Source organism: Streptomyces sp. NPDC002232 (assembly GCF_042890295.1).
Taxonomy (GTDB): Bacteria; Actinomycetota; Actinomycetes; order Streptomycetales; family Streptomycetaceae; genus Streptomyces.
In genome coordinates, this window is record NZ_JBIARV010000004.1 from 627,281 (window position 1) to 649,708 (window position 22,428).

At 74.9% G+C, this 22,428-nt stretch carries 20 protein-coding genes; 8 read left to right on the forward strand and 12 right to left on the reverse strand.

Annotated elements, in window-relative coordinates; translation table 11 throughout:
- Positions 1–50 precede the first annotated feature (50 nt).
- Positions 51–1,088 carry an ABC transporter ATP-binding protein gene (locus ACFYXU_RS20710; protein WP_389459165.1) on the reverse strand — a complete coding sequence of 346 codons (1,038 nt, stop codon included), beginning with the start codon at positions 1,086–1,088 and terminating at the stop codon, positions 51–53.
- A 131-nt stretch (positions 1,089–1,219) separates the two neighbouring features.
- Between ACFYXU_RS20710 and ACFYXU_RS20715 the strand changes: the two genes are divergently transcribed.
- Positions 1,220–2,068, forward strand: a complete 849-nt coding sequence (locus ACFYXU_RS20715; protein ID WP_376512982.1) for a FadR/GntR family transcriptional regulator — start codon at positions 1,220–1,222, stop codon at positions 2,066–2,068.
- Positions 2,022–2,954: a hypothetical protein gene (locus ACFYXU_RS20720; protein WP_389459167.1), complete on the forward strand. Its 933-nt coding sequence runs from the start codon at positions 2,022–2,024 to the stop codon at positions 2,952–2,954. The genes ACFYXU_RS20715 and ACFYXU_RS20720 overlap by 47 nt, the downstream gene beginning before the upstream one ends.
- Positions 2,955–3,013: 59 nt before the next feature.
- Here ACFYXU_RS20720 and ACFYXU_RS20725 read toward each other — a convergent pair whose 3' ends face one another.
- The 4 genes from ACFYXU_RS20725 to ACFYXU_RS20740 all read right to left on the reverse strand — a co-directional run bounded on the left by ACFYXU_RS20725 (position 3,014) and on the right by ACFYXU_RS20740 (position 5,987).
- Positions 3,014–3,634, reverse strand: coding sequence for a TOPRIM nucleotidyl transferase/hydrolase domain-containing protein (locus ACFYXU_RS20725; RefSeq protein WP_389459169.1), 621 nt, complete (start codon positions 3,632–3,634; stop codon positions 3,014–3,016).
- 49 nt (positions 3,635–3,683) lie between these two features.
- Positions 3,684–4,322, reverse strand: a complete 639-nt coding sequence (locus ACFYXU_RS20730; RefSeq protein WP_389459172.1) for a hypothetical protein — start codon at positions 4,320–4,322, stop codon at positions 3,684–3,686.
- Positions 4,323–4,416: 94 nt separating this feature from the next.
- Positions 4,417–4,734, reverse strand: a complete 318-nt coding sequence (locus tag ACFYXU_RS20735) for a cupin (RefSeq protein WP_329858689.1) — start codon at positions 4,732–4,734, stop codon at positions 4,417–4,419.
- Complete coding sequence (locus ACFYXU_RS20740) at positions 4,734–5,987, reverse strand: MFS transporter (RefSeq protein WP_389459174.1); 1,254 nt, start codon at positions 5,985–5,987, stop codon at positions 4,734–4,736. The genes ACFYXU_RS20735 and ACFYXU_RS20740 overlap by 1 nt, the downstream gene beginning before the upstream one ends.
- Before the next feature lie 131 nt (positions 5,988–6,118).
- On the opposite strand from ACFYXU_RS20740, the gene ACFYXU_RS20745 reads away from it, so the two are divergent.
- Complete coding sequence (locus ACFYXU_RS20745) at positions 6,119–7,036, forward strand: LysR family transcriptional regulator (protein WP_389459176.1); 918 nt, start codon at positions 6,119–6,121, stop codon at positions 7,034–7,036.
- Between the two features lie 125 nt (positions 7,037–7,161).
- Here ACFYXU_RS20745 and ACFYXU_RS20750 read toward each other — a convergent pair whose 3' ends face one another.
- The 4 genes from ACFYXU_RS20750 to ACFYXU_RS20765 all read right to left on the reverse strand — a co-directional run bounded on the left by ACFYXU_RS20750 (position 7,162) and on the right by ACFYXU_RS20765 (position 10,799).
- Complete coding sequence (locus ACFYXU_RS20750; protein ID WP_389459178.1) at positions 7,162–7,695, reverse strand: VOC family protein; 534 nt, start codon at positions 7,693–7,695, stop codon at positions 7,162–7,164.
- Positions 7,696–7,785: 90 nt separating this feature from the next.
- Positions 7,786–9,444, reverse strand: a complete 1,659-nt coding sequence (locus tag ACFYXU_RS20755) for an acyl-CoA dehydrogenase family protein (RefSeq protein ID WP_389459180.1) — start codon at positions 9,442–9,444, stop codon at positions 7,786–7,788.
- On the reverse strand, positions 9,428–10,045 hold the full coding sequence (locus tag ACFYXU_RS20760) for a TetR/AcrR family transcriptional regulator (RefSeq protein ID WP_389405799.1): 618 nt from the start codon (positions 10,043–10,045) through the stop codon (positions 9,428–9,430). Before ACFYXU_RS20760 ends, ACFYXU_RS20755 begins: the two co-directional genes overlap by 17 nt.
- Positions 10,046–10,214: 169 nt before the next feature.
- Entirely contained in the window at positions 10,215–10,799 is a 585-nt protein-coding gene (locus ACFYXU_RS20765) for a TMEM165/GDT1 family protein (protein WP_376512998.1), read from the reverse strand.
- Between the two features lie 298 nt (positions 10,800–11,097).
- Between ACFYXU_RS20765 and ACFYXU_RS20770 the strand changes: the two genes are divergently transcribed.
- From ACFYXU_RS20770 to ACFYXU_RS20780, 3 genes are read left to right on the forward strand one after another with little or no spacing between them, the layout of a single operon-like run.
- The gene (locus tag ACFYXU_RS20770) at positions 11,098–11,691 is read left to right on the forward strand and encodes a TetR/AcrR family transcriptional regulator (protein WP_376513000.1); all 594 of its coding nucleotides are present in this window, start codon (positions 11,098–11,100) and stop codon (positions 11,689–11,691) included.
- Positions 11,688–13,205 carry an MFS transporter gene (locus tag ACFYXU_RS20775; protein WP_389459182.1) on the forward strand — a complete coding sequence of 506 codons (1,518 nt, stop codon included), beginning with the start codon at positions 11,688–11,690 and terminating at the stop codon, positions 13,203–13,205. The genes ACFYXU_RS20770 and ACFYXU_RS20775 overlap by 4 nt, the downstream gene beginning before the upstream one ends.
- A gap of 25 nt (positions 13,206–13,230) precedes the next feature.
- A complete protein-coding gene (locus ACFYXU_RS20780; RefSeq protein WP_389459184.1) occupies positions 13,231–14,343 on the forward strand; it encodes a PP2C family protein-serine/threonine phosphatase in 1,113 nt (370 codons plus the stop codon).
- Positions 14,344–14,358: 15 nt separating this feature from the next.
- Here the strand turns inward: ACFYXU_RS20780 and ACFYXU_RS20785 are convergent, their stop codons facing one another.
- Complete coding sequence (locus tag ACFYXU_RS20785) at positions 14,359–16,728, reverse strand: amino acid permease (protein ID WP_389459186.1); 2,370 nt, start codon at positions 16,726–16,728, stop codon at positions 14,359–14,361.
- A gap of 160 nt (positions 16,729–16,888) precedes the next feature.
- On the opposite strand from ACFYXU_RS20785, the gene ACFYXU_RS20790 reads away from it, so the two are divergent.
- Together ACFYXU_RS20790 and ACFYXU_RS20795 are read left to right on the forward strand one after the other, a co-directional pair.
- Positions 16,889–17,491 carry a TetR family transcriptional regulator gene (locus ACFYXU_RS20790; RefSeq protein ID WP_361391990.1) on the forward strand — a complete coding sequence of 201 codons (603 nt, stop codon included), beginning with the start codon at positions 16,889–16,891 and terminating at the stop codon, positions 17,489–17,491.
- A 244-nt stretch (positions 17,492–17,735) separates the two neighbouring features.
- Positions 17,736–19,622, forward strand: coding sequence for a CocE/NonD family hydrolase C-terminal non-catalytic domain-containing protein (locus ACFYXU_RS20795; protein WP_389405796.1), 1,887 nt, complete (start codon positions 17,736–17,738; stop codon positions 19,620–19,622).
- Between the two features lie 57 nt (positions 19,623–19,679).
- On the opposite strand, the gene ACFYXU_RS20800 is transcribed toward ACFYXU_RS20795, so the two are convergent.
- Positions 19,680–21,044, reverse strand: a complete 1,365-nt coding sequence (locus tag ACFYXU_RS20800) for an NtaA/DmoA family FMN-dependent monooxygenase (protein WP_389405795.1) — start codon at positions 21,042–21,044, stop codon at positions 19,680–19,682.
- On the reverse strand, positions 21,041–22,162 hold the full coding sequence (locus ACFYXU_RS20805; RefSeq protein ID WP_389405794.1) for an LLM class flavin-dependent oxidoreductase: 1,122 nt from the start codon (positions 22,160–22,162) through the stop codon (positions 21,041–21,043). The genes ACFYXU_RS20800 and ACFYXU_RS20805 overlap by 4 nt, the downstream gene beginning before the upstream one ends.
- Positions 22,163–22,428: the final 266 nt, after the last annotated feature.

Consider the following 22,428-nt stretch of genomic DNA (forward strand, 5'->3'; position numbering starts at 1 on the left):
GTGGATCTCCGTTGCGTGAGGGGGCGGGGACGGGGGAGCGGGCTGGGGGCCTACGGGTGCTCCGGGACGGACACGGCGTGGCTCGGGTGCCACTGGAGGCCGATCCGGGCGCCCCGGAAGGCGGCGAGGTCGGCGGAGGAGGTCCGGAGGTTCTGCTGGAGCGCGGTGAGCCGGCCGCCGCCGTCGAGGTCGACCAGGAAGCGGGTGGAGTCGCCCAGGTAGACGACCTCCGCGACGGTGCCGGAGGCGGTGGAGTGCCCGGGTTCGCCGGGTGCCGTGTGGTCGGAGAGGATCCGGATCTTCTCCGGCCGGATGCTGTACGTGCCGGGCGCCCCCACCACCCGCCGTGCGGCGTCCCCGCTCAGCAGGTTGGAGGACCCGACGAATCCGGCGACGAACGGGGTCGCGGGGTGTTCGTAGATCTCGGCGGGGGCGGCGACCTGCTCGATCCGGCCCTGGTGGAAGACGGCGATGCGGTCGCTCATCGTGAGGGCCTCCTCCTGGTCGTGGGTGACGAACACGAAGGTGATGCCGACCTCGCGCTGGATCGCCTTGAGTTCGACCTGCATCCGTTCGCGGAGCTTGAGGTCGAGCGCGCCGAGGGGCTCGTCGAGGAGGAGCACGCGGGGACGGCCGACGAGCGCGCGGGCGAGGGCGACGCGCTGCCGCTGGCCGCCGGAGAGCTCGGCCGGGCGGCGGCGGCCGAGGCCGTCGAGGCCGACCTGCGCCAGCGCGGCCCGGGCGCGCACCAGGCGCTCGGCGCGGGGCACGCCGCGGACCTTCAGGCCGTAGGCGACGTTCTGTTCGACCGTCATGTGCGGGAAGAGCGCGTAGTCCTGGAAGACGGTGTGCACGTCCCGCTCGAAGGGAGCGAGCCGGGTGACGTCGCGGCCGGCCAGTTCCACGGTGCCGGCGGTCGGTGTCTCGAAGCCCGCGATCATCCGCAGCACGGTCGTCTTCCCGGAGCCCGAGGGGCCGAGCATCGAGAAGAACTCCCCGTCGGCGATGTCCAGGTCCACCCCGGCCACGGCCTCGGTCCGCCCGTAGGTCCTGCGCAGTCCCGTCAGCCGGATCGCCATTGCCTCCATGGGCGGGAGCCTTTCTGGTGCGGTGGAGCGTTGCTCGGGCGTGGGCGTAAACATATGAAGTCATAGTTCAAATCTCAAGACCCCTTTAAGGTAAAGCCTGAGTCAACGCCCGACGCGCGAGGTGGTTAACCGTGAGACCGAACGGCAGGCCGGACGACGCCGGAGGCGACGCCGGCCCGGGCCCCGCCCGCAGGGCCGTCTTCACCCCCGTCGACACCCGCGCGCGCGTCGACACCGTCGTCCGCCGCATCGGCGACGCCATCGAGCTCGGACTCCTCGCCGACGGGGAGCAGTTGCCCGGCGAGACCGAACTCGCCGGGCAGCTCGGCGTTTCCACCGTCACCCTGCGCGAGGCGCTCATGGCCCTGCGGCACCAGGGGCTCGTCACCACCCGCCGGGGCCGGGGCGGCGGCAGCTTCGTCACCCTGCCCGACGACCCGCCCGAGGAGCGGCTGCTCGCCCGCCTCGCCGACTGGTCCACCGAGGAACTCCGCGACCTCGGCGACCACTGGGCCGCCGTCTCCGGCGCCGCCGCCCTGCTCGCCGCCCGCCGCACCCAGCCCGGGGACCTCCGCCCCCTCACCCGCACGGTCGAGGAGCTCGCCGCCGCCGCGGACCCGGCGGCCCGCAGCAGGCTCTACGGCCGCTTCCACGTCGAGCTGGCCGCCGCGGCCCAGTCCGCGCGCCTCACCCGCGAGGAGATCGCGTTGCAGACGGACCTGGGCGCACTCCTCTGCCTCGTCCTCGACGACCCCGCGCATCTGGCCAATGTGTCGGATCGTCACCGCGCCGTGATCTCCGCCGTGCAGGATGAGGCCGACGAGCGGGCCAGAACGCTCGCCGAGACGTGCGTACGGGAGTCAGTGGGGCGGCTGATCGCGCTGCGCCTCGGCACCCCCGCCCGCGCCGAGCCTCGTCCCGAGGAGGACACGCATGGTCAGGAGCACCGGGCTCGCGGGCCCCGCGGGGGCCGTCACTGACTCGGACCGCGCGGTCGGGACCGTCGAACCGGACCGGGCTGGGGACGCGGCGCGTGAGGTCCGGAGGCAGGACGGGGGCGCGGCGCGTGAGGCCGTGAACCGGCGCGAGGCTGGGGATGCGCGCGAGGCCGCCGACCGGGGGCGGGCCGAGGACCCGGTCGGTGACGTGGTGCGCCGCGTCCGGGGCTCCCTCGAAGAGGTCTTCGCCGCCGTCGCCGGGACCGCTGCCGACACCGCCGCGCTGCTCACCGGCGTATGCACCTCAGGGCGCGGGCCCGTCGCCGCGGACCTCGCGCCGCTCCGCCCCGGCCTGCGCGCCCGGCTGGGCGCGCACCCGCTCGTCTCCGGGGTCGGCTTCGTCGCCGCGCCGGGTCTGCTGACCGACGTACCCGGCCGGCTGGAGTGGTGGCAGCGGGGGCCCGGCGGAGCCGTCCGGCCGCTCCTGCTCGACCTCGACCCGCGGCACTCCGCCTACTCCGACTACACGCACTGGGACTGGTACACCCTGCCCCGCGAGACCGGGCGCCGGGCCGTCGCCGGGCCCTACGTGGACTACCTGTGCTCCGACGAGTACAGCCTCACGCTCTCCGCGCCGGTGGACGTCGGCGGCCGCTTCGCGGGCGTCGCCGCCGCCGACGTGTACCTGCGGCACTTCGAGGCGGCCGTGCTGCCCGTGCTCCAGCGGCTCCCCGTCCCGGCCCGCCTCGTCAACGCGCGGGGCCGCGTCGCCGCCTCCACCGACCCGGCCCATCTCGCCGGATCGCTCACCCGGGGCCCCGACTTCGCCGCCGTCCTCGCCGGACCACCCGCCGAGCACCGCGCCGACGGCCTCCGGCTCCGGCCCTGCGGAGGCACCCCGCTGGTGCTGGTCACGACGGACGGCTGAGCTCCCACGGACGGGAGCACGCGAGACACCGGCAGGGGGCCCGCCGGCACCACGGCGGATCACAGCCCCGCCAGCAGGCACTCAAGCGGTGACGGGGCCGGCGCGGTGCCGAGGGCCCGCACCAGGAGCGTGCCGTAGCGGATCTTGCGGCCCTTCTTCGTGCCGAGGAAGCGCCGCAGCTGCTGGTGCCGGGGACGGCCGTGCTGGGCGGGCTGGCTCACGAAGGTCTGCCAGGGGCGCAGATCGCCCTCCGTACGGATGATCTCCTCGACCCGCGCGGAGCCCAGGGTCCGGACGAGCTCGTCCTCCAGGTCCGCCACACAGACGAAGAAGTCCCGGTCGGGCGCGCCGGCCCGGCGCAGTCCGCGCTCGTAGTAGCCCCGCTCGTGTTCGTCGCACAGACCGGTCAGGCGCAGGTCGAGACCGGGCGGCCCGAGCAGTTCGGCGTACCGCGCGACGCTCATCGCCCCGCCCATGGACACCACGCACACGCCCTCCGCCGCGAGGTCACGGCCGCGCGCCGCGGCCAGCGTGTCGACGGCCGCGACGTCACTCGGACCTTCAAGGAGCACCGCCGTCCGCAGACCGAGCTCCACGGCCAGGGCCCTGGCCGTCTCCCCGTCGGAACCGCCCGCCGCCCAGCGGCTCATCTCGTCCTGGAACGCCCTCGTGTCTGCCATGGGGCGAGTCTGCCCGGCCACGGCCCGCCACGGCATCGCATATTCGGGTCTACGCCGGCTCCGCCCGGGACGGCGCGCGGTCCGCGAGCCAGTCGGCGACCCGCTTCCGCAGCTCCCTCTCGGCGAGGCGCGCGTCCCGGCGCGCGTACCACTCCAGATACCGCAGGACGTGGTCGGAGCGGGCCGGGTGCGCCACGGCACGCACGTCGACACCGCTCTCGCCCGTCGAGCAGCTGAGGTACACGCTGCCGTCGAGCGCCATCATCCCGAAGCCGGGATGGCCCGCGCGCAGACCGAGGAACGCCGACGCCGCGCCCCGTCCCATGATGTCCCAGCGGTCGAGGAGCCGGACCCGGGTCCAGACCGCCGGTGCGGCACGGCGTCCGTAGGGGCGGCTCCGCTGCCGCAGGACGGCCTGGTGGGTGTGGGCGCCCCGGGGGAGGAGGACGAGGAACTCGCGCCGGGCGTCGAGGAGGCCCGACGAGACCGCCAGGTCGTACCAGTCCTCGTTGAGACGCTCCACGAGCCGCGGGGTCTCGTACCCGAGCGAGAAGCCGCCGACGACGTCCTCGGGGCGATACCCCGCCACGAACGGCATCGTGCCGTCCGGCACCGCGTCCGGTATCACCTCGAGACCGGCCCGCCGCAGCGGCCGGTACACCTTGCGTTCGCGTTCCTCGATGCCCACCGGTCCATGATCCACCAGGCTCGGCCCGCCGAGGATCCTCCTCGGGTCGGACCGCTTCCGTGGCAGCCGCGACCCGGGGTCGGCCGGACACGCCCTAGTCGTTCACCGCGGTCAGCAGCACCACCGCGTCCTCAAGGGCCGTCAGACCGTGCCGTTCCTTCGGGATCATCCGCAGCGTGCCCGCCGGCAGCTCCTCCGCCCATCCCGCCGCCGTCAGGCTCACCCGGCCCCGCAGCACCTGGAGGCTGGCGGCCGGGGGCGCGTTGTGCTCGTCCAGGGAGGTGCCCGAGGTCAGCGCGATGACGGTCTGCCGCAGCACGCCGTCGTGCATGATCCGGTGGGCGCTGCGCCCGTGCGGTGCCGTGCGGGCCACGGCCAGGTGCTCGTCGGCGAGGGCGGTGAGGTCCAGCATCATGACTCTCCCTGCGGGATGCGCGGACGGATACCCCCAGCCTCCCGTGTGACGCCCCCGCCGCAAGTCGGGACCCCCGGTCGCGCCCCGGCCACCACCACGAGCCCGGCGACGGCCACGCACGCCCCCGCCGCGAGCAGCGCGGCCGGCCAGCCGTGCGCCCCGTACAGCCAGGACCCGGCGAGGGAGCCGAGCGCCCCGCCGGAGAACGTGGCGAGCGTGAAGACCGTGTTGACGCGGGCCGCCACCGCCGGGCCGATCCCGAAGATCCGGGCCTGGTTCGCGACCTGGCACGAGCTGACCCCGGCCACCAGGAGGTTCGCCCCCGCCACCAGGGCCCCGGGCGAGGAAGGGGCGAGCCCCGCCAGTGCGAGACCGAGGCCCGCGCAGACCAGACTGCCCGCGTTCACCGCCGAGGCGCCGTACCGGTCGGTCAGCCGCCCCGAAGCCGCCGACAGCAGCGCGGCCGGCAGGGTCAGCACCCCGAAGAGACCCGCGGCCCCCGGCCCGTACCCGAGCGGCGGCGCCGCCAGGTGGAAGGCGAGGACGGACCAGAAGACGCTGAAGGCGGCGAACGCGCACGCGCCGACCAGCGCGGAGGTCCGCAACTCGCGGTGGACCGCGAGGAGCCGGGGGAGCCCGGCCAGGAGTCCCGCGTACGAGCCGTGCCCCGGCGGCCCGAGACGCTCGGGCAGCCGACGGGGCAGGACGAGGAGCAGCGCGGCCGTGGCCACGGCGGCGACCCCGTAGGCGACCCGCCAGCTCCCGCTCGCGTCGGTCACGGCGCCCGACACCGTGCGGGACAGGGTCGAGCCGAGGGTCAGGCCGAGGCCCACCAGGCCCACGACCCGGCCCCGCCTGTCCGGTCCGGCGAGCACCGCAGCCACCGGGGTGAGGATCTGCGGCAGCACCGTGGTGGTGGAGAGCGCGAGCGTCGCGAGCGCCAGGGTGAGGACGTCGGGCGCCGCCGCGGCGACGATCAGGGCGGCGCTGGTCAGCGCGAGCAGCACCGAGGTGAGGCGGCGCAGCCGCGCGGAGTCGGCGAGCGGCACGAGCAGCAGGATGCCGAGCGCGTAGCCGATCTGCGCGAGCGAGGCGAGCAGTCCCCCCGTCCGCTCCGACACGTCCAGGCCGTGCGCCACGGCGGCGAGCAGCGGCTGCGGGAAGTAGAGGTTGGCGACGGTGACCGCCCCCGCGAGGGCGAGGAGCGGGACGCTCGGGGGGCGCGCGGGGGCGAGGGGGCGTGGGGCCACGGAGGCTCTTCCGTACGGGGGAGGGGACGCCTCAAGGCTCCTCGCCGGGAGCCCGGTGGATCAAGATGTCATCATGAAACCGGCGTTGAGCGGGACTCAACGATCGGTGGACACGGGAGGGGCGGGGACCGGTGCTCGAACGGTACGAACTGGAGGCGTTCCTCACGCTCGCCGAAGAACTCCACTTCGGACGCACCGCCGAGCGACTGGGCGTCTCCACCGGCCGGATCAGCCAGACCGTGAAGAAGCTGGAGCGGCGCGTCGGCACCCCCCTCTTCGCCCGCACCAGCCGCAGCGTCCGGCTCACCCCCGTCGGCCACGCCCTGTACGAGGACCTCCTGCCCGCGTACCGGCGGATCAAGGCGGCCCTGGAACGCGCCACCGCCGCCGGACGCGGCGTCCACGGCCGCCTGCGCGTCGGCTTCGGCACCCCCTGGGGCGGAGAACTGCTCACGGCCGCCGCCGACCGCCTGCTCGCCGTCCATCCGGGCTGCGAGATCACCGTCCACGAGGTGCCCCTCGACGGCGGTTTCCGGTCCCTCCGGGACGGAACGCTCGACGCCCAGTGCGCCACCCTCCCGGTCCTGGAACCGGACCTCACCACCGGTCCCGTCCTCGTCACCGACGAGCGGGTCCTCCTCCTCCCGGCCGGGCACCCGCTGGCCGGCCGCGCCTCCCTCGGCCCGGAGGATCTCGCCGGCCTCGATCTGATCGCCCCCGGTGGCACCGTCCCCGACCACTGGGCCGACCACCACTACCCCCGCCGCACGCCGTCCGGCGCCCCCGTCGGCCGGGGACCGGCCGCCGCCACCTGGCAGGAGGTCCTCTCCCATGTGACGGCCGGCCGGGGCGCCTCCCCGGGCGCGGCGCGCGGCGCGCGCTACCACCCCCGCCCCGGCATCTCCTACGTCCCCCTGCGCGACGTCCCGCCCCTGGAGTACGGCCTGGTGTGGCCCACGGCCTCCGACTCGGCCCTGCTCAGGGCCTTCGTGACGGAGGTCGGCGCGGGACGCGACACGCACGACGGCTCGTCGGGGCAGGAGGATTGACCCGGCGACCCGGCGACCCGGCGACCCGGCGACCCGGCGACCCGGCGACCCGGCGACCCGGCGACCCGGCGACCCGGCGACCCGGCGACCCGCCGATCCGCCGATCCGCCGATCCGCCACCCCGGTCAGTCGATCGGGCCCACCGGCGCGCTGCTGCGTCCCTCGTCCCGGCCGCCGAGTTCGGCGTCGAGCGTCTCCTGCGCGACCCGCATGACCTCCGCGTACGCCGGATCCTCGAGCCGCCGCCACATCTCGTCCTCCGGGACCTCCTCGACGAGGCAGGTCACCCACCAGATGTTGCCGAAGGGGTCGCGGACCCGTCCGCCGCGCTGCCCGAAGGCGTCGTCGGCGAGCGGAGTCACGACCCGGGCGCCGGCGGCGGCCGCCCGGGCGAAGGCCTCGTCCGCGTCGGCGACGAACACCCGCAGCAGGCTCGGCAGGGCGGGCCAGTCCGCGCGCCGGTCGAAGGCCAGCACGACGGTGTCGCCGACCCGGATCTCCCCGTGCCCCACGGCCCCGTCCTCGGTGACCACCCGGGCCAGCTCCTCACCCCCGAAGACCTGGGCGACGAAGTCGAGGAAGGCCCCCGTGTCGTCGGTGACGACCCAGGGGGCCACGGTCGTGTACCCCCGCGGAACGCTGCCGTCGTGCTCGGACATCCCACTGATCCCTTCGCCGGTGTGCCTCTCCGTGCCGTACGGGAGTCACGCTAGGAGGGAAGTAGGTCAGCACCTGTCCGACATGGCCGCTCAGGCCGCCGGGCCCACCGCGTCCGGACCGCTCCGCGCGATGATCGCCGCCGTGTCCACGCCCGCCGGGAGGGTGCCGAACGCCAGGCCCCGGTCGCCGTCGAGGCGGGAGGCGCAGAAGGCGTCGGCGACCGCCGGGTGTCCGTGCCGGACGAGCAGCGAGCCCTGGAGCACCAGCGCGAGGCGCTCCACGAGACGCCGCGCGCCGTACGCGGCCGCGTCGGGGTCGGCCAGCCCGGCGAGGTCCTTGCGGAGGCTCGCGACGGCCGCGTCGAGCCGGCGGTCCGACCCCGCGGCCCGGTCGACCTCCGCGAAGTACGCCTCCACCGCCTGCGGCTGACGGGCCATCGCCCGCAGCACGTCCAGCGCGGCGACGTTCCCCGAGCCCTCCCAGATGGACGGCAGGGGCGACTCCCGGTAGAGCCTCGGCAGGCCCGAGTCCTCGACGTAGCCGTTGCCGCCGAGGCATTCGAGCGCCTCGGCCGCGTGCGCGGGCGCCCGCTTGCAGACCCAGTACTTGGTGACCGCGAGCCCGAGCCGCCGCAGCTGCTCCTCCTCGGCGTCCCCGCGCGCCGCCCGGTCCACCGCGCCCGCCAGGCGCAGCGCCGCGACGGTGGCGGCCTCCGCCTCCACGGCCAGGTCGGCGAGGACGTTCCGCATCAACGGCTGGTCCACGAGCCGCGCCCCGAACGCCTCCCGGTGCGTGGCGTGGTGCACCGCCTGGACGAGCCCGAGCCGCATCCCGGACGCGGAGCTGACGGCGCAGTCCAGCCGCGTCATGTTGACCATACGGATGATGGTGGCCACCCCGCGTCCCTCCTCACCGACGAGCAGGCCGACGGCCCCCTCGTACTCGATCTCGGAGGAGGCGTTGGACCGGTTGCCCAGCTTGTCCTTGAGGCGCTGGAGCCGGATCGCGTTGCGGGTGCCGTCGGGGAGCACGCGGGGCACCAGGAAGCAGGACAGGCCGCCGGGCGCCTGGGCCAGGGTGAGGAAGACGTCCGACATCGGCGCCGAGGTGAACCACTTGTGGCCGGTCAGCGCGTACTGCCCGGGTTCGCCCGTGGGCACGGCACGGGTGGTGTTCGCCCGGACGTCGGAACCGCCCTGCTTCTCGGTCATCGACATCCCCGCGATGATGCCGCGCTTCTCCGTCGGCACCCGCAGCCCGAAGTCGTACGAGGAGGAGGTGAGCAGCGGCTCGTACACCTCCGCGAGCTCCGGCTGGACGCGGAGCGCGGGCACCGCCGCGTACGTCATGGAGACCGGACACAGGTGCCCCGCGTCGGCCTGCCCCCACACGAACAGCTTGGCCGCGCGAGCGACGTGCGCGCCCGGCCGCGCGTCGCGCCAGGGCGCCGCGTGCAGTCCGTGCCGCACGGCGGTGTCCATCAGATCGTGCCAGTGGGGGTGGAACTCGACCTCGTCGATCCGGTGCCCGTACCGGTCGTGGGTGTGCAGGACGGGGGAGTGGCGCTCGGCGAGCCGCCCCCACTCCTGGGCCTCCTCGCCCCCCGCTTTCGCCCCGAGCTCGCGGACCTCGGCCTCGGCCCAGCCCGCGCCCTCCCGGCGCAGCGCCTCCAGGAGCGCGGGGTCGGCGGAGACGTCGTAACCGGTCAGCGGTGGTGCCTGGTTGGTGACCTCATGCGTGGTCGGCATCGGGAACTCCCAGTGCTCTCAGGGTGAAGGTGACGAGTGCGGGTACGGTGCCGGGCCCGACGGACCCCTCCGCCAGCGGCCCGACGAGCGCTTCCGCGCCCGCCCCGACCAGCGCCGACGCCGTGAGGACCGGGTCCTGCGGGGGCAGTTCGCCCGCGCGCACGCCCTCCTCGACGCGCGCCGCGAACACGTCCCGGAACGCCCGCCGGAAGACGAGCCGCTCGGCGTCCACGGCCGGGTCGACCGGTTCGGCCAGCAGCGCGTAGGCGAGGCGCGGCGACTTCAGCGCCCGCTGGGCGAAGGTCTCGATGACGGCGACGACCCGCTCGGCCGCCGAACCGTGCGCGGGGTGCCCGGCCGCCTCCGACACGGCCGCGACCTCCCGGGTCACCACGGTCCTGAACAGCTCGACGGCCAGTTCGGCCTTGCTCGGGAAGTGGCGGTACACGCTGCCCGTGGCGATTCCGGCGCGCGTGGCGACGGCGGCCATCGTGCAGCCCGCGTAGCCCTGCTCGGCGAGGAGGCCGAGGGCCGCGTCGACGACCGCGACGCGCTGGGCGTCGAGCCGGGCCTGGACGGCGGGGGTGCGTCGGTAGGGCATGGAAGGAGTGAAGCAGTGATTCAGTGCTTCAACAAGAGTCCGGGATGACCGGCCGGCCCGGGACGGGGGACGCCCCTTCCCGGGATGCCGCATGCCGGCGCGCCGTCCCGGAACGCCGCGCGCCCCTTCCCGGGGCGGGAAGGGGCGCGCGGTGGGGCGGGGACGGCGCTCAGCCGGTGAAGACCTCGGTCAGCGACCAGATCGCGAGCCCCGCCATGCAGATGCCGCCGATGCGCTGCACGGTCTTGAGGGGGACGCGCTTCGCGATGAAGCGGCCCGCGACCAGGGCCAGGGCGGAGACCGTCGTCAGGGCGGCGAAGGAGCCGATCGCCGTGGACCAGGTGCCGTTGGTGGCGGCCAGGTTGGCGGTGGTGATCTGGGTCAGGTCGCCCCACTCGCTGATGAACACGGCCGTGAAGGCGGTCGAGAAGACGGGCCAGAAGCCGCTGACCGTCCGGCCGCCCTCGTCGGCCTCGTCGTCGTCGCCCCCGCCGCGCAGGAGCATGAACGCGCCGAAGCCGAACAACAGGGCCGAGACCAGCTTGACGCTCCAGCCGGGGAGCAGCCCGAGGAGGCTGCCGGCTCCCACCGCGATGGCGACATGGGCGGCGAAGGCGGTGGAGGTGCCGATCCACACGTACAGCGGACGCATGCGCGTGCCCATGGCGAGGGACGCGAACATCGTCTTGTCGGGAAGCTCGGCGAGGAAGATCAGCCCGAAGGCGGTGAGGATCGCCAAGGGGTCGAGGTGCATACCGGGGCTCTCTGCTCGGTCCGGGCTCCGTGATTCCGGGCGCCGCCTCGGTGGGCGACGGGAGGACCACTCGGCCCGGCATGACGGACCACGCCCACGGGAACGCGGACGTGGCTGATGCCTGGCCGAAGGTCTCGCCCGTCCGCATGACGCGCGGACCCGGTCACCGGGAACCCGAGGGCTCCAGTGTGTCGACGACCGGTTCGCAGGGCTACTCCCCTTCGCTGTCATCGAGTGTAACCGATCGGGGCGCGAGAGAGGGTAGACACTGTCTACTCGATCTTGGTAGACAGTGTCTATGCATTCCACCGATCATGACGAGGGCGACGGGCTGCGCGCCCGGCTGGTCCGGGTCGGCGTCGAGCTGCTCGACGCCGAGGGCGTCCACGCGCTCTCGCTCCGCGAGATCGCCCGCCGCGCCGGGGTCTCCCACGGAGCGCCCCGCCGTCACTTCCCCGCCCACCTGGACCTGCTGTCCGCGATCGCCCGGCAGGGCTTCGCCGAACTGGCCGCCCGCCTCGCCGAGGAGGATCCCGAGGAAGCCCCGGCTCGCGAGCGGATCGAGGCCCTCGCCCGCGTCTACCTCGACTACGCCGGGACGCGGCGCGGCATGTACGAGCTGATGTTCCGGCACGACCTCCTGGAGAGCGGCCGGCTCGGGCTCCGCGAGACCAGCCTGCCGCTCTTCGCGCACCTCGCCGCACTCGTCGCCCGGGTCCGCCCCGGGGCCGAACCCGCCGTTCTCGCCGGCGCCCTCTGGGCCAACCTGCACGGGCTCGCCCAGCTCTGGCACTGGGGCAGCCTCCGCCTCGCCACCGGCGGCGACGGCCTCGGCCCCCTGCTGACCGCCGCCCTCGACGCCCACCTCGGGCCCGCGGAGCCGGCCCGGTGAACCGCACCCTCGCCTGCAGCGTCGTCGGCGCGGCCGTCGTCGCCCTCGACGGCACGGTCCTGACCGTCGCCCAGCCGGCCCTCCAGCACGACCTGGACGCCCGGGTCGGCCAGGTGCAGTGGACCAGCACCGGCTACCTCGTCGCCGTCGCGAGCCTCCTGGTCCTCGCGGGCCGCCTCGGCGACCGGTACGGTCACCGGCGGGTCTTCGCCGTCGGCGCCTTCGGCTTCGCCGCCGCCTCCACCGGGATCGCCCTCGCCCCCGGCATCGGCGCCGTGATCGCGCTGCGCGTGGCGCAGGGCGTCTGCGGGGCGCTCCTCCAGCCCGCGACCCTCGGCATGCTGCGCACGGCCTACCCGCCGGACCGGCTCGCGACCCCGATCGCGATCCGCACCGCGGCCATCGGCCTGGCAGCGGCGGCCGGTCCCGTGGTCGGCGGGGCGCTGGTCTCCTCGTACGGCTGGCGCTCGGTCTTCCTCCTCGGCGTCCCCCCGACCCTCGCCATCGGCGCGCTGGCCCTCGTGCCTTGGCGCCGATCGGCGGTGGGGGAGGGCATGGCGGCTCCGGACGGCGCTCGAGCTCCGGCCCCGGCACCCCGGCACCGATCGGTGGCGCCGGACCGCCTGGCCGCTCCGGACAACGCCCCCGCCTCGCAGCATCAGTCCCTCCCGCCCTCGCCGCGCCCCGGGTCCGCGCTCGCCGCGCTCGACCCGGGGGGCGCGGTCCTGCTCGCCCTCACGCTCGGGCTCCTGGTCCAGGGCCTCGACGCGGCCTCACGCGGCGGCGGTGCCGAAGGCGCCCTGCTCGCCTGCGGCGGGGCCGTGGTCGCCGGGGCGGCCTTCGCGCGGCAGGAGCGCCGGGTCGCGCACCCCCTGCTGCCCCCGGCGCTGCTCCGGAGCGCGCCGGTCGTCGCGGGGCTCGCCGTGCTCCTCGCGGCCTCGGCCGCCCTCTTCGGCGCTCTCTTCGTGCTGACGTACTTCCTCCAGGACGTCCAGGGCCTCGACCCCCTCGGCTGCGCCCTGCGGATGCTGCCCCTCGCCGTCCTGATGATCCTCGGCGCTCCGCTCTGCCCGCCCCTCCAGCGCCGCTTCGGCCCCAAGGCCACCGCCACCACGGGCGCCGCGCTGCTCACGCTCGGGGTCCTGCTGCTGGCCCGGCTCGACGCGGCGTCCGGCACGGCCCCCGTCGGAGCCGCCGCCGCCCTGCTCGGCGCCGGGTTCGTCACGCTCATGGTCACCGCGACCTCCGTCGTCGTCCACCGGGCCCCCGCCGAGCACGCCGGGGTCGCCGGCGGCCTCCAGCAGACCGCGATGAACGTCGGACCGGCGCTCGGCGTCGCCATCGCGACCCTGCTCCTCGGCCTGGTCCCGGACGGCGGTTTCGTCCCGGCCAGGGGCGCCGCCCTTCCGGCCCTGACGCTCGTCGCCGCGCTCGCCGTCCCCGCCGCCCTGGCCCTGCCCGGCCGGGCGGTCCGGCGGAGGACACGCCCGGAGCCGGTCGCACCCGGGGCGTGACGACGGCGCTGCGTACGATCATGAGATGCCCGACGCCGGTTCCCACCGCCCTCCCGGCACGACGGCCCGCACCCAGTTCAACCTCGGTCGCGCGCTGCCCTTCCTGGTCCTGGTGCTGACGGTCCTCACGGACCTCTTCACGCCCGACCGGGAACGCTTCGACCGGCTCCTCGCCGCCGCGCCCGCCCTCGCGGCCGTCACGTGGCCGGTGCGCACCACCGTCGCCATCGGGGCGGCCGCCATGGGCATCCGCGCCCTGCTCGACCTCAGCCGCGGCGAGGCGTTCGCCTCCGACCTCCTCGCCAGTGAGGCCATCCTCGCGGCGGTGACCGTCGCCGCGGCCTGGGTCAGCCGGGTCAGGACCCGCTACGAGCGGGACCTGCGCGAGGTCACGGCCGTCGCCGAGGTCGTCCAACGGGTCGTCCTGCGCCCGCTGCCCGAGCGCCTCGGCCGCTTCGAACTGCACCTGCTGTACGTCGCGGCCGCGGCCAAGGCGCGGATCGGCGGCGACTTCTACGAGGCCGTCAGGATCCCCGGCGCGGTGCGCGTGATGCTCGGCGACGTCCAGGGCAAGGGACTCGGCGCCGTGGAGACCGCGTCCGTCCTGCTCGGCTCCTTCCGCGCGACCGTCAACGACGCGCCCGACCTCGGGGTCCTCGCGGACCGGCTCGACGAGGGACTCGCCCGCTACGGCGCGTGGGACCCGGACTCCGACGCCGCCGAACGCTTCGCCACCGTCGTCCTGGTGGAGCTCCCCGACGGCCAGGACGTGGCGCGGCTCCTCAGCTGCGGGCACCCCGCGCCGCTGCTCCAGGGCGCGAACGGTGTCGAGGCGGTGCACTTCGCCGACCCCTCGCTGCCGGTCAACCTCGCGGGGCTCGCCGAGAACCACCACCGGATCGAGGAGGTGCCCTTCGGGCCGGGGGACCGGCTGCTCCTCTACACGGACGGCGTCAGCGAGACCCGCGACCGCACGGGCACGTTCTATCCGCTCGAACCGCGCCTGCGCGGCTGGGCCCGGGAACCGGGCGCGGCGCTGCCGGACCTGCTCCACCGCGACCTGTCCGCCTACGGGGTGGGCGGCCTCGACGACGACGTCGCCGCCGTCGTCGTGGTCCGCCCGCCCGAGGTCCGCTGAGCCGGCGTCGCCGGCTCAGTCGCGCGGCGGGACCGGCCGGAACGATCCCCCGTACATGGGCAGCTGGATCCGGTCGCCGTAGCGGGCCAGCTGGTCCCAGGGCCGGTTGATGCCCGCGGAGCCGTACCGGCGGACACGGGTCACGGTGTCGAGGTCGAGGACGTCGACGAGGACCTCCTCGCCGGAGCCGGCCTGCTGGCGGACGATCCCCTCGGGGTCGACGACGACGCTGGCGCCGACACCGGCGGGGTCGGCGGCGTTGACGTTGACCACGTACACCTGGTTGGTCCACGCGTTGGCCCGTGCGCAGACCAGCTCCATCTCGCGGTCGCGGGTGGTGGTCAGCGTCGGCTGGATGATGACCTCGGCCCCCAGCCAGGCCAGCTGCCGCGCCGTCTCCGGGAACGAGCCGTCGTAGCAGACGGCGAGGCCGGCGCGGCCGATTCCGGGCAGGTCGAAGACGACGAACTCGTGACCCGGGCGGGTCTGCTCGTACGGCTGCCAGGGGAAGACCTTGCGGTAGCGGGCGGCGATCTCGCCCGAGGGGGAGACGGCGAGGGCCGTGTTGTAGACGTGGCCGTCGTCGGCCGACTCGTAGACGCTGCCCGGTACCAGCCACAGGCCCGTCTCGCGGGCCAGGGCGCCGAGCCGGTCGGTCAGCGGCCCGGGGACCGGCACGGCCGCCTCCCGCATCCAGTCCGCGCGGGCCTGGAGCAGCGGTGCCTCGGCGGACAGCAGCAGTTCGGGAACGACGACGAGCTGGACGTGCGGGAAGGTGTCGCGGACCGAGCGGACCTGGTCCGCGAACCGCTCCCAACTGGCCTTCGTGTCGTGGGCGACGGGGGCGGTCTGGACGGCCGCGAGGGCGAGGGTGCGCATGGGGCTCAGTTCTCCGTGACGACGAGGGCGGTGACGGCCGTGCGGCCGTCCTGGAAGAAGCGGGGGTGGCGGGCGCGCACGAGCAGCATCACGATGCCCCCGAGGACGATCGAGCCGACTCCGAGGAGGAACACCCCGCCCACTCCGCCGAGCGAGGTGGAGCCGTAGTCCGGATCGGCCATGTCCCAGGCACTGCGGACGAACGCCGCCAGCATCATCAGGCCACCGGCCACCGGCCACCGGCAGGACGCCCTTGACGAGGAGTGCGTGCGGGGAGTCCCGCAGCTGACGGCGGAAGTACCAGGCGCACGCGAACCCGGTGACGCCGTAGTAGAAGGCGATGAGGAGGCCGATCGACAGGATGGCGTCGCCGAGGAAGTCGGCCGACACCAGCGTGAGCAGGACCAGCGCCACGGCCGCCGCGGCTCCGCAGAACACCGTTCCGAACGCGGGGGTCCGGAAGCGCGGGTGCACGCGGCCGAAGGCGGTGGGCAGCGCGCCGTGCGCGCTCATCGACAGGGTGGCCCGGGGGGAGGAGCCGGCGCAGGTCAGCAGCGCGCCCACGGCCGAGACGGCGATCGCGAGCGTGACGACCCGGCTCGCGGTGTCGCCGAGGAGGGCCGGTGCGAGGTGGGTCAGCACGTCGGAGGCGTTCTCCGGCGAGCCGAGCCCCAGCCCTGCGGAGCCGGTCCCGGCGAAGGAGATCGCGGCGAAGGCGGTGAAGAGGTAGGTGACGAGCAGGATCAGGGTGGAGGCGACCGCGGCCCTGCCGGGCGTGCGGCCGCTGTCGACGGTCTCCTCGTTGAAGGTGATCAGGGCGTCCCAGCCCCAGTAGACGAAGAGACAGAGGAGCACGGCCTCGGCGAAGGAGCCGAAGTCGTCGAAGGAGGAGGGGTCGACCCAGCTCGCGGAGGGGGTGGCGGCCCCGTCCCGGGTGAAGGCGGCGATACCGAAGGCGAGCAGCGCGAGCAGCTGGAGGCCGAGCATCGCGTACTGCGCCTGGGCGGCGAGCTGGATGCCCCGGTAGGCGACGGTGACGACCAGGGCGATCAGCAGGACGGCGACGGCGGTCACCGTGGGGGTGTGGCGGGCCGCGGCTCCGAGACCGAGGAAGGCCAGGAGCGTGGCGGCCCCGACCCGGGCGAGCGCGGTCATCGCGAGGACGGTCGCGACCAGGACCGTCCAGCCCCCCGTCAGCCAGCCGACGGCCGGGCCGAACGCCCGGGTGTTCCACACGAACGTGGTGCCGCAGTCCGGCATCCGCCGGTTGAGCTCCCGGAAGGCGAACGCCGTCAGGAGGATCGGGACGAAGCCGAGGACGAGCGCCGCGGGCGCCAGGTCGCCGACGACGAGGGTCACCAGGCCGAGGGTGATCGCGATGCTGTAGGCGGGGGCCACGGAGGCGAGCCCGAGGGCGATCGTGGCGAGAAGGCCGACGGAGTCACCCCGCAGGCCCTTCCCGGGAGCTGGTTCCGGAGGGGGCGGGGTGTCGGTCGCGCTGGTCATGAGGGGTCTCCCGATGAGGGGCGTACGGACGGGACGGCACGTCCCGTATTCGTTAAACGCAGATTTAAGGAAATGGCCGTGGCGAGGTCAAGACCTCGGGATGTATCTTTTGCTCCCTGTTCAGTTCACGGCGTGGCGGACGAGAGTGCGGAGGGACCCGGTGGCGCGGAGCAAGGACCAGGAGGCCCGGCGCGCCCAGCTGGGCGAGGCCGCGGCACGGGCCCTGCTCAGCAGGGGGCTCGAAGGGCTCCGCCTGAAGGACGTCGCGGCCGAGGCCGGGGTCACCCCGGCGGCGGTCCTCTACTACTACGAGGATCTCGACGCCCTGATGTACGAGACGTTCCAGCAGGCCATCGAGCGGTTCTGCCGGGAGCGCGAGGCGGCGGCGGAGCGGGACGCGGACGCGCGCGGGAGGCTGCGCGGCTGCATCGCGGCCGGTGTGGCCTCGGGCCCCCAGGACCGGCTGCCCCGGCTGCTCTTCGAGTACTGGCCCCGCACCCTCAGGGACCCCAAGGCCGCCGCCCTCGACAGCGTCCTGACCGAGCGCCAGATCGGCGTCTACCAGGGGATCCTGGTGCTCGGCGAGGCGCAGGGCCACTTCACCCTGGACGACCCGGCCCGCCTGGTCGCCGCCAACTTCGTGGCGATGGAGGACGGCTACCAGATGGACGTGCTCGCCGGCCGCCGCTCTCCCGGGGAAGTGACCACCGCCCTGCACTCCTACGCCCGCGCCGCGACGGGATGCCGTCTGGCGGCACCGTAGGGCCTGTCGTCACGCTCCCGCCCGCCTCGCGACGGCGGCAGAGTGACGACACTTCCGGGCATTGTCGGGGGACCGGCGCGCCCGTTCGCGCCCGGCGTCGAACCGGGCGGCTTGTGTCGGTGACGCCCGGTTGCGCGTCCTGTGCGCCGTTCGTGCGCTCTGGCCGCTCCGTTCCCGGTACGTGAGGCTTGTGACCGTCCGCGGTGCGGACCGCCCACCGCCCAGTCGAGAGGAACGGGTGCACGTGACCGACCCCTTCACCAACGGAACGTCCGAAGCATTCCCCGGCTTCCCGGGCATCACGGCCGGCCTCACCGCCGCCGAGGCCTCCCGCACCGCTGGACGCGGCCTCTGGGCCGACGACGGAACCGTCGACCCCGACGTCGTCCGGCTCGCCCAGACCCTCACCACCGCCCTCCTGGACCGGAACGGCGCCCCCGAGACCCTGCTCCCGGCCGAACTCGCCGCGGCCGTCCGGGAGGTACGGGCCCTCGCCGATCCCGCGTACCACCGCGTCGAGGCGACCGACGGCATCCGGCTCTCCGCCTTCAGCCTCCGGCAGCGCGGCCCCGGCCCGCACCCCCTCGTCGTCGTCCCGGCCGGCTGGAACCCCTTCGGCTGGCCCCTGTTCCTCCGGTGCTACCTCGACCTCGCCCGCCGGGGCTACCACGTCCTCGCCTACACGCCCCGCGGCCTGGGCGTCCCCGGGCTGCCCTCCACCTCCGAGGGCTTCGTCGACGTCGCCGGACCCTACGACTGGGCCGACGGATCCGCCGTCATCGACTTCGCCACCGACCACCTCGCCCCGAGCGTGATCGGCTTCCTCGGGGCGTCCTACGGCTCCGGCATCGGCCAGCTGGTCGCCGCCCACGACGGCCGGGTCTCCGCCGTCGTCGCGCTCAGCACCTGGGGGAACCTCGCCACCAGCCTCTACGACCACGGCACCCGCCGGCTCGCCGCCGTCAAAGCCCTCCTCGGCCTCACCGGCGGCCCCGTGGAGGCCAAGTTCGACCGGACGAACCGGGAGATCCTCGCCGACTTCCTGGCCGACCGGAACCTGGACCGGGTCGTCGAGTGGGGCCGGCTGCGCGCCCCCGAGTCGTACCTCCACCTCACCAACGACAACGAGACCGCCACCCTCTTCTCGAACGCCTGGCACGAGGGCTTCTTCGCCGTCAACCAACTCCTGCCGACCTTCGAGGGGCTCGACGTCCCCAAGCGGCTCAACCTCTGGATCGGCGACCACACCGCCCCCGAGGGCCCGGGTCTCACCGGGACGGAACCCGACGGGGCCAACCTCCCCATGGCCGAGGCGTACGCCTGGCTCGACCACCACCTCAAGGGCGAGCACAACGGAGTCGAGCACTGGCAGCAGGTCTGCGGCCAGGTCATGTTCACCCAGGTCACCGAACCCGTCCCGGACCCCGGCGCCGTCGGGCCGTCCGGCGCGCACCGGATCGTCGAGGACGCCTACCGGGAGGAGCGCCCCGACTGGGGCCGGGTCACCACCGGCGTCGAGGTCCTCGGGCTCACCGGCGACGGCGCGGGCGGCGCCGACGGCCGGCTCCTGCCCGCCGGCGAGACGACGGCACCCTCCGAGGTCACCGGCTGGCGCCGCGCCTTCCTCGCCGGCGTCGACACCGAGGCGACCGCCATGGACGCGCTCCTGAGCACCGGCCGGGCGGAACGGGCCGGCAACCCCAAGAGTTACGACACCCGCAAGATCGACCGGCGGCACGCCCTCGTGTGGACCACGGCACCCCTCACCGAGCGCGGAGGGCGGTGCGCGGCCGCACGCCGGGTCCGGGGCATCCCGAGGCTGCGCCTCACCGTCCGCTCCACGGCCACCTCCGCCTGCCTCGTCGCCCACCTCTTCGACGTCGCCGAGGGCGGCACGGCCCGGATCGTCACCCACGAGCCGCTCAACGTGTACGGGCTGACGCCCGAGCAGGACCGCACCGTCACCTGGCGGCTCCAGGCCGCCGCGTACGACGTCGCCGCCGGACACCGGCTGATGCTGGTCGTCGACAGCAAGGACCCGCTGTACGGGGACGCCTCCGTCACCTGGACGCAGACCACGGTCACCTCACCGCAGGACGCGCCGTCCTTCCTGGAACTGCCGCTGGGCTGAGCACCGTACGGCGCGGACGGGGGCCGGGAGCGCCGGGCACCCGTCCACGCCGGGCGGTCACGCCACCGGCGCGAGCCCCAGGTGCTCTCGGAGCGTCGTCCCCGTGTACGCCGTCCGGTACACGCCCCGCTCCTGGAGCTCCGGCACCAGCAGTTCGACGATGTCGTCGAGACCGTCCGGCACGAGGTACGGCGAGATGTTGAAGCCGTCCACCGCCCCGTACCGGGCGAACCGGGCGAACCTCTCGGCGAGCCCGGCGGGGGTCCCCACGTGCCCGCGCTGCGGGCCGAGCTCGATCACGGTCTCGCGGAGCGACCAGCCGTTGGCCTCGGCCTTCGCCCGCCACTCGGCCACCGTGGCCAGCGTCTCGCCGAGCTGACGGGTGCCGAACTTCCCGTCGTACGCGGCGACCACCGGATCCTCGGCGGGCAGCGGCCCGTCCGCGTCCCGCCCGGCGAGGTCGAAGCCCCACAGCCGGCTCGCGATGCCCAGCGCGACCGCGGGCGTGACCTGTTCGAGGCGGACCCAGCGGGCCTTCTCCTCCGCCTCCTTCTCGGTGGCACCGATGATGATCTCCGTCCCGGGCAGGATCCGCAGGGCGTCCTCCGCCCGTCCGGCCGCCCGCAGCCGGGCCCGGACGTCCTCGGCGAACGCCAGCGCGTCGTCGAAGTCCGTACCGTGCGCGGAGAAGATCACGTCCACGTTGCGCGCCGCGAAGTCCCGGCCCTCGGCGGAGTCGCCCGCCTGGAAGATCACCGGATGCCCCTGTCGGCTGCGCGGCAGCGTCGGCGCCAGATCGATGTCGAAGTGGTCGCTGCGCGACGACACGCGCCCCACCGAGCCCGGCACCGACCAGGACCGGGCCTCGGCGGAGCCGGCCGCCGCGCCCTCCGCCCAGCCGTTCCACACGGCGCGCGCGAGCGAGAGGAACTCCTCGGCGCGCCGGTAGCGGTCGGCGTGGTCGAGGAAGCCGCCCCGCCGGAAGTTCTCGCCGGTCCAGGCGTTGTGCGTGGTCACCACGTTCCATCCGGCCCGCCCGCCGGAGAGCAGGTCCAGGCCCGCGAGCCGCCGGGCGAGGTCGCCGGGCTCGTTGTAGGTGGTGTTGGACGTGGAGACGAGACCGATCCGCTCGGTCGCGGCGGCGATCGCCGACAGCTGGACGATCGAGTCCGGCCGGCCGGCCACGTCCAGCTCGTGCACACCGCCCTCGGACTCGCGCAGCCGCAGGCCGTCCCCGAGGAAGAACGCGTCGAAGAGGCCGCGCTCGGCGGTCCTCGCCACCCGCAGGAAGGAGGCCGGATCGATCTGGGAGCCGCTGGACGGGTCCGACCAGATCGTCCAGTGGTTCACGCCCTGGAAGAACACCCCGAAGTGCAGCTGGGCGTCCGGGCGAGGGACGTCGTTCACATCGGCGCGGGTCATCGGGTCTCCTCCCGGACGGGCGCGGCGGCGCCGTCGGTCGTGAAGCGGCTGACGGGCCGGGGGAGGCCCAGGGAGGTGCGCAGCGTGGTGCCGGGCAGCGGGCGCGCGGCGATCCGCCGGACGAAGAGCTCCGGCAGGACGAGCCGGGAGAGCACCGCCAGGTCCTCGTCCAGGACCAGCGGGTGCAGCCGCACCCCGTCGACGTGGCCGCCGAGCTCCGTCAGCAGCTCCACCAGACCCGCGGCGGAACCGGAGTAGCGCAGCCGGTCCGGGCCGCCCTCCCACGGGGCGTACCGCTCCAGGTCGGCGATCCGCTCCCGCGCCGGCTCGCCCGGGGTGTCGAGGGCGACCTCGATCTCGGCGAAGGCGAGCGGCGCCCCGGAGTCCGCGGCCGCCGCACCCGCCTCGGCGGCGGTGGCCCCGCCGACCAGCGCCACATCGGCGAGACCGGCCGGGACGAGGCCCGCGCGGGCGAGGACCACGGGCCGGCCCTGCGGCGGGCGCGGCACGATCGACGGTCCCCGCACGGAGTACGTCTCGCCCGAGAAGTCGATGGCGTGGAGCCGGGACCGGTCCAGGTACCGGCTGGTGGCCACCGACCGGATCACCGCGTCGTCCTCCCACGAGTCCCACAGGTCCCGTACGACGAGCAGGCCGTCACGGGCCTCCCGGGCGCGCGCGTCGGCGCCCTCGACGACGGGCCGCCCCCAGGCGCGGGCGGCGTCGGGGTCCTCCTCGACCCCGACGACCCAGCCGGCCCGGCCGGCCGAGACGTGGTCGAGCGAGGCGAGCTGCGAGGACACGTGGAACGGCTCGGCGTACGTGGTCGCCAGGACCGGCGCCACGCCGAGCACGCTCGTCGACGCGGCCACGAACGCGGCCCGCTCCACCGCCCCGATCCGCCCCGCGGGACCCCCGGCGGGTGCGCTGCCGGGCGGCAGGATCGAGTCCTCCAGAGTGACCAGGGTGAATCCGGCGTTCTCGGCGACGGCCGCCACCCGGGCGAGCCGACGCGGAGTCAGCAGCTCGCCGGGGGAGTGCGCGGCACGGCGCCACGCGGCCGGATGGGCACCGTCGCCGTCGATCTCGACGGCCAGGTGCAGGGCGGGGCGGGGCATGGGAGTCCTTCCGAACGGCAGGGACGCGCGACGGCACGGCGCGGCGGTGCGGAGCACGGCGGCGCGGGGGCCGGGCGACGGGACGTCACGGGACGCGCGGACCCACGCGGGGCGGGGTCAGGCGCGAGGGGAAGGACAGATGGCCGAGCACGTACGGCAGAAGTCGACATGCCGACGGCAGACGAGCCTGGCACCGGATGGGGCGGTGGCGTACGACGTGGCGAACACCGTCGGCACGAGCGCCTCCCCCCTGGTCCGGTCCCGCC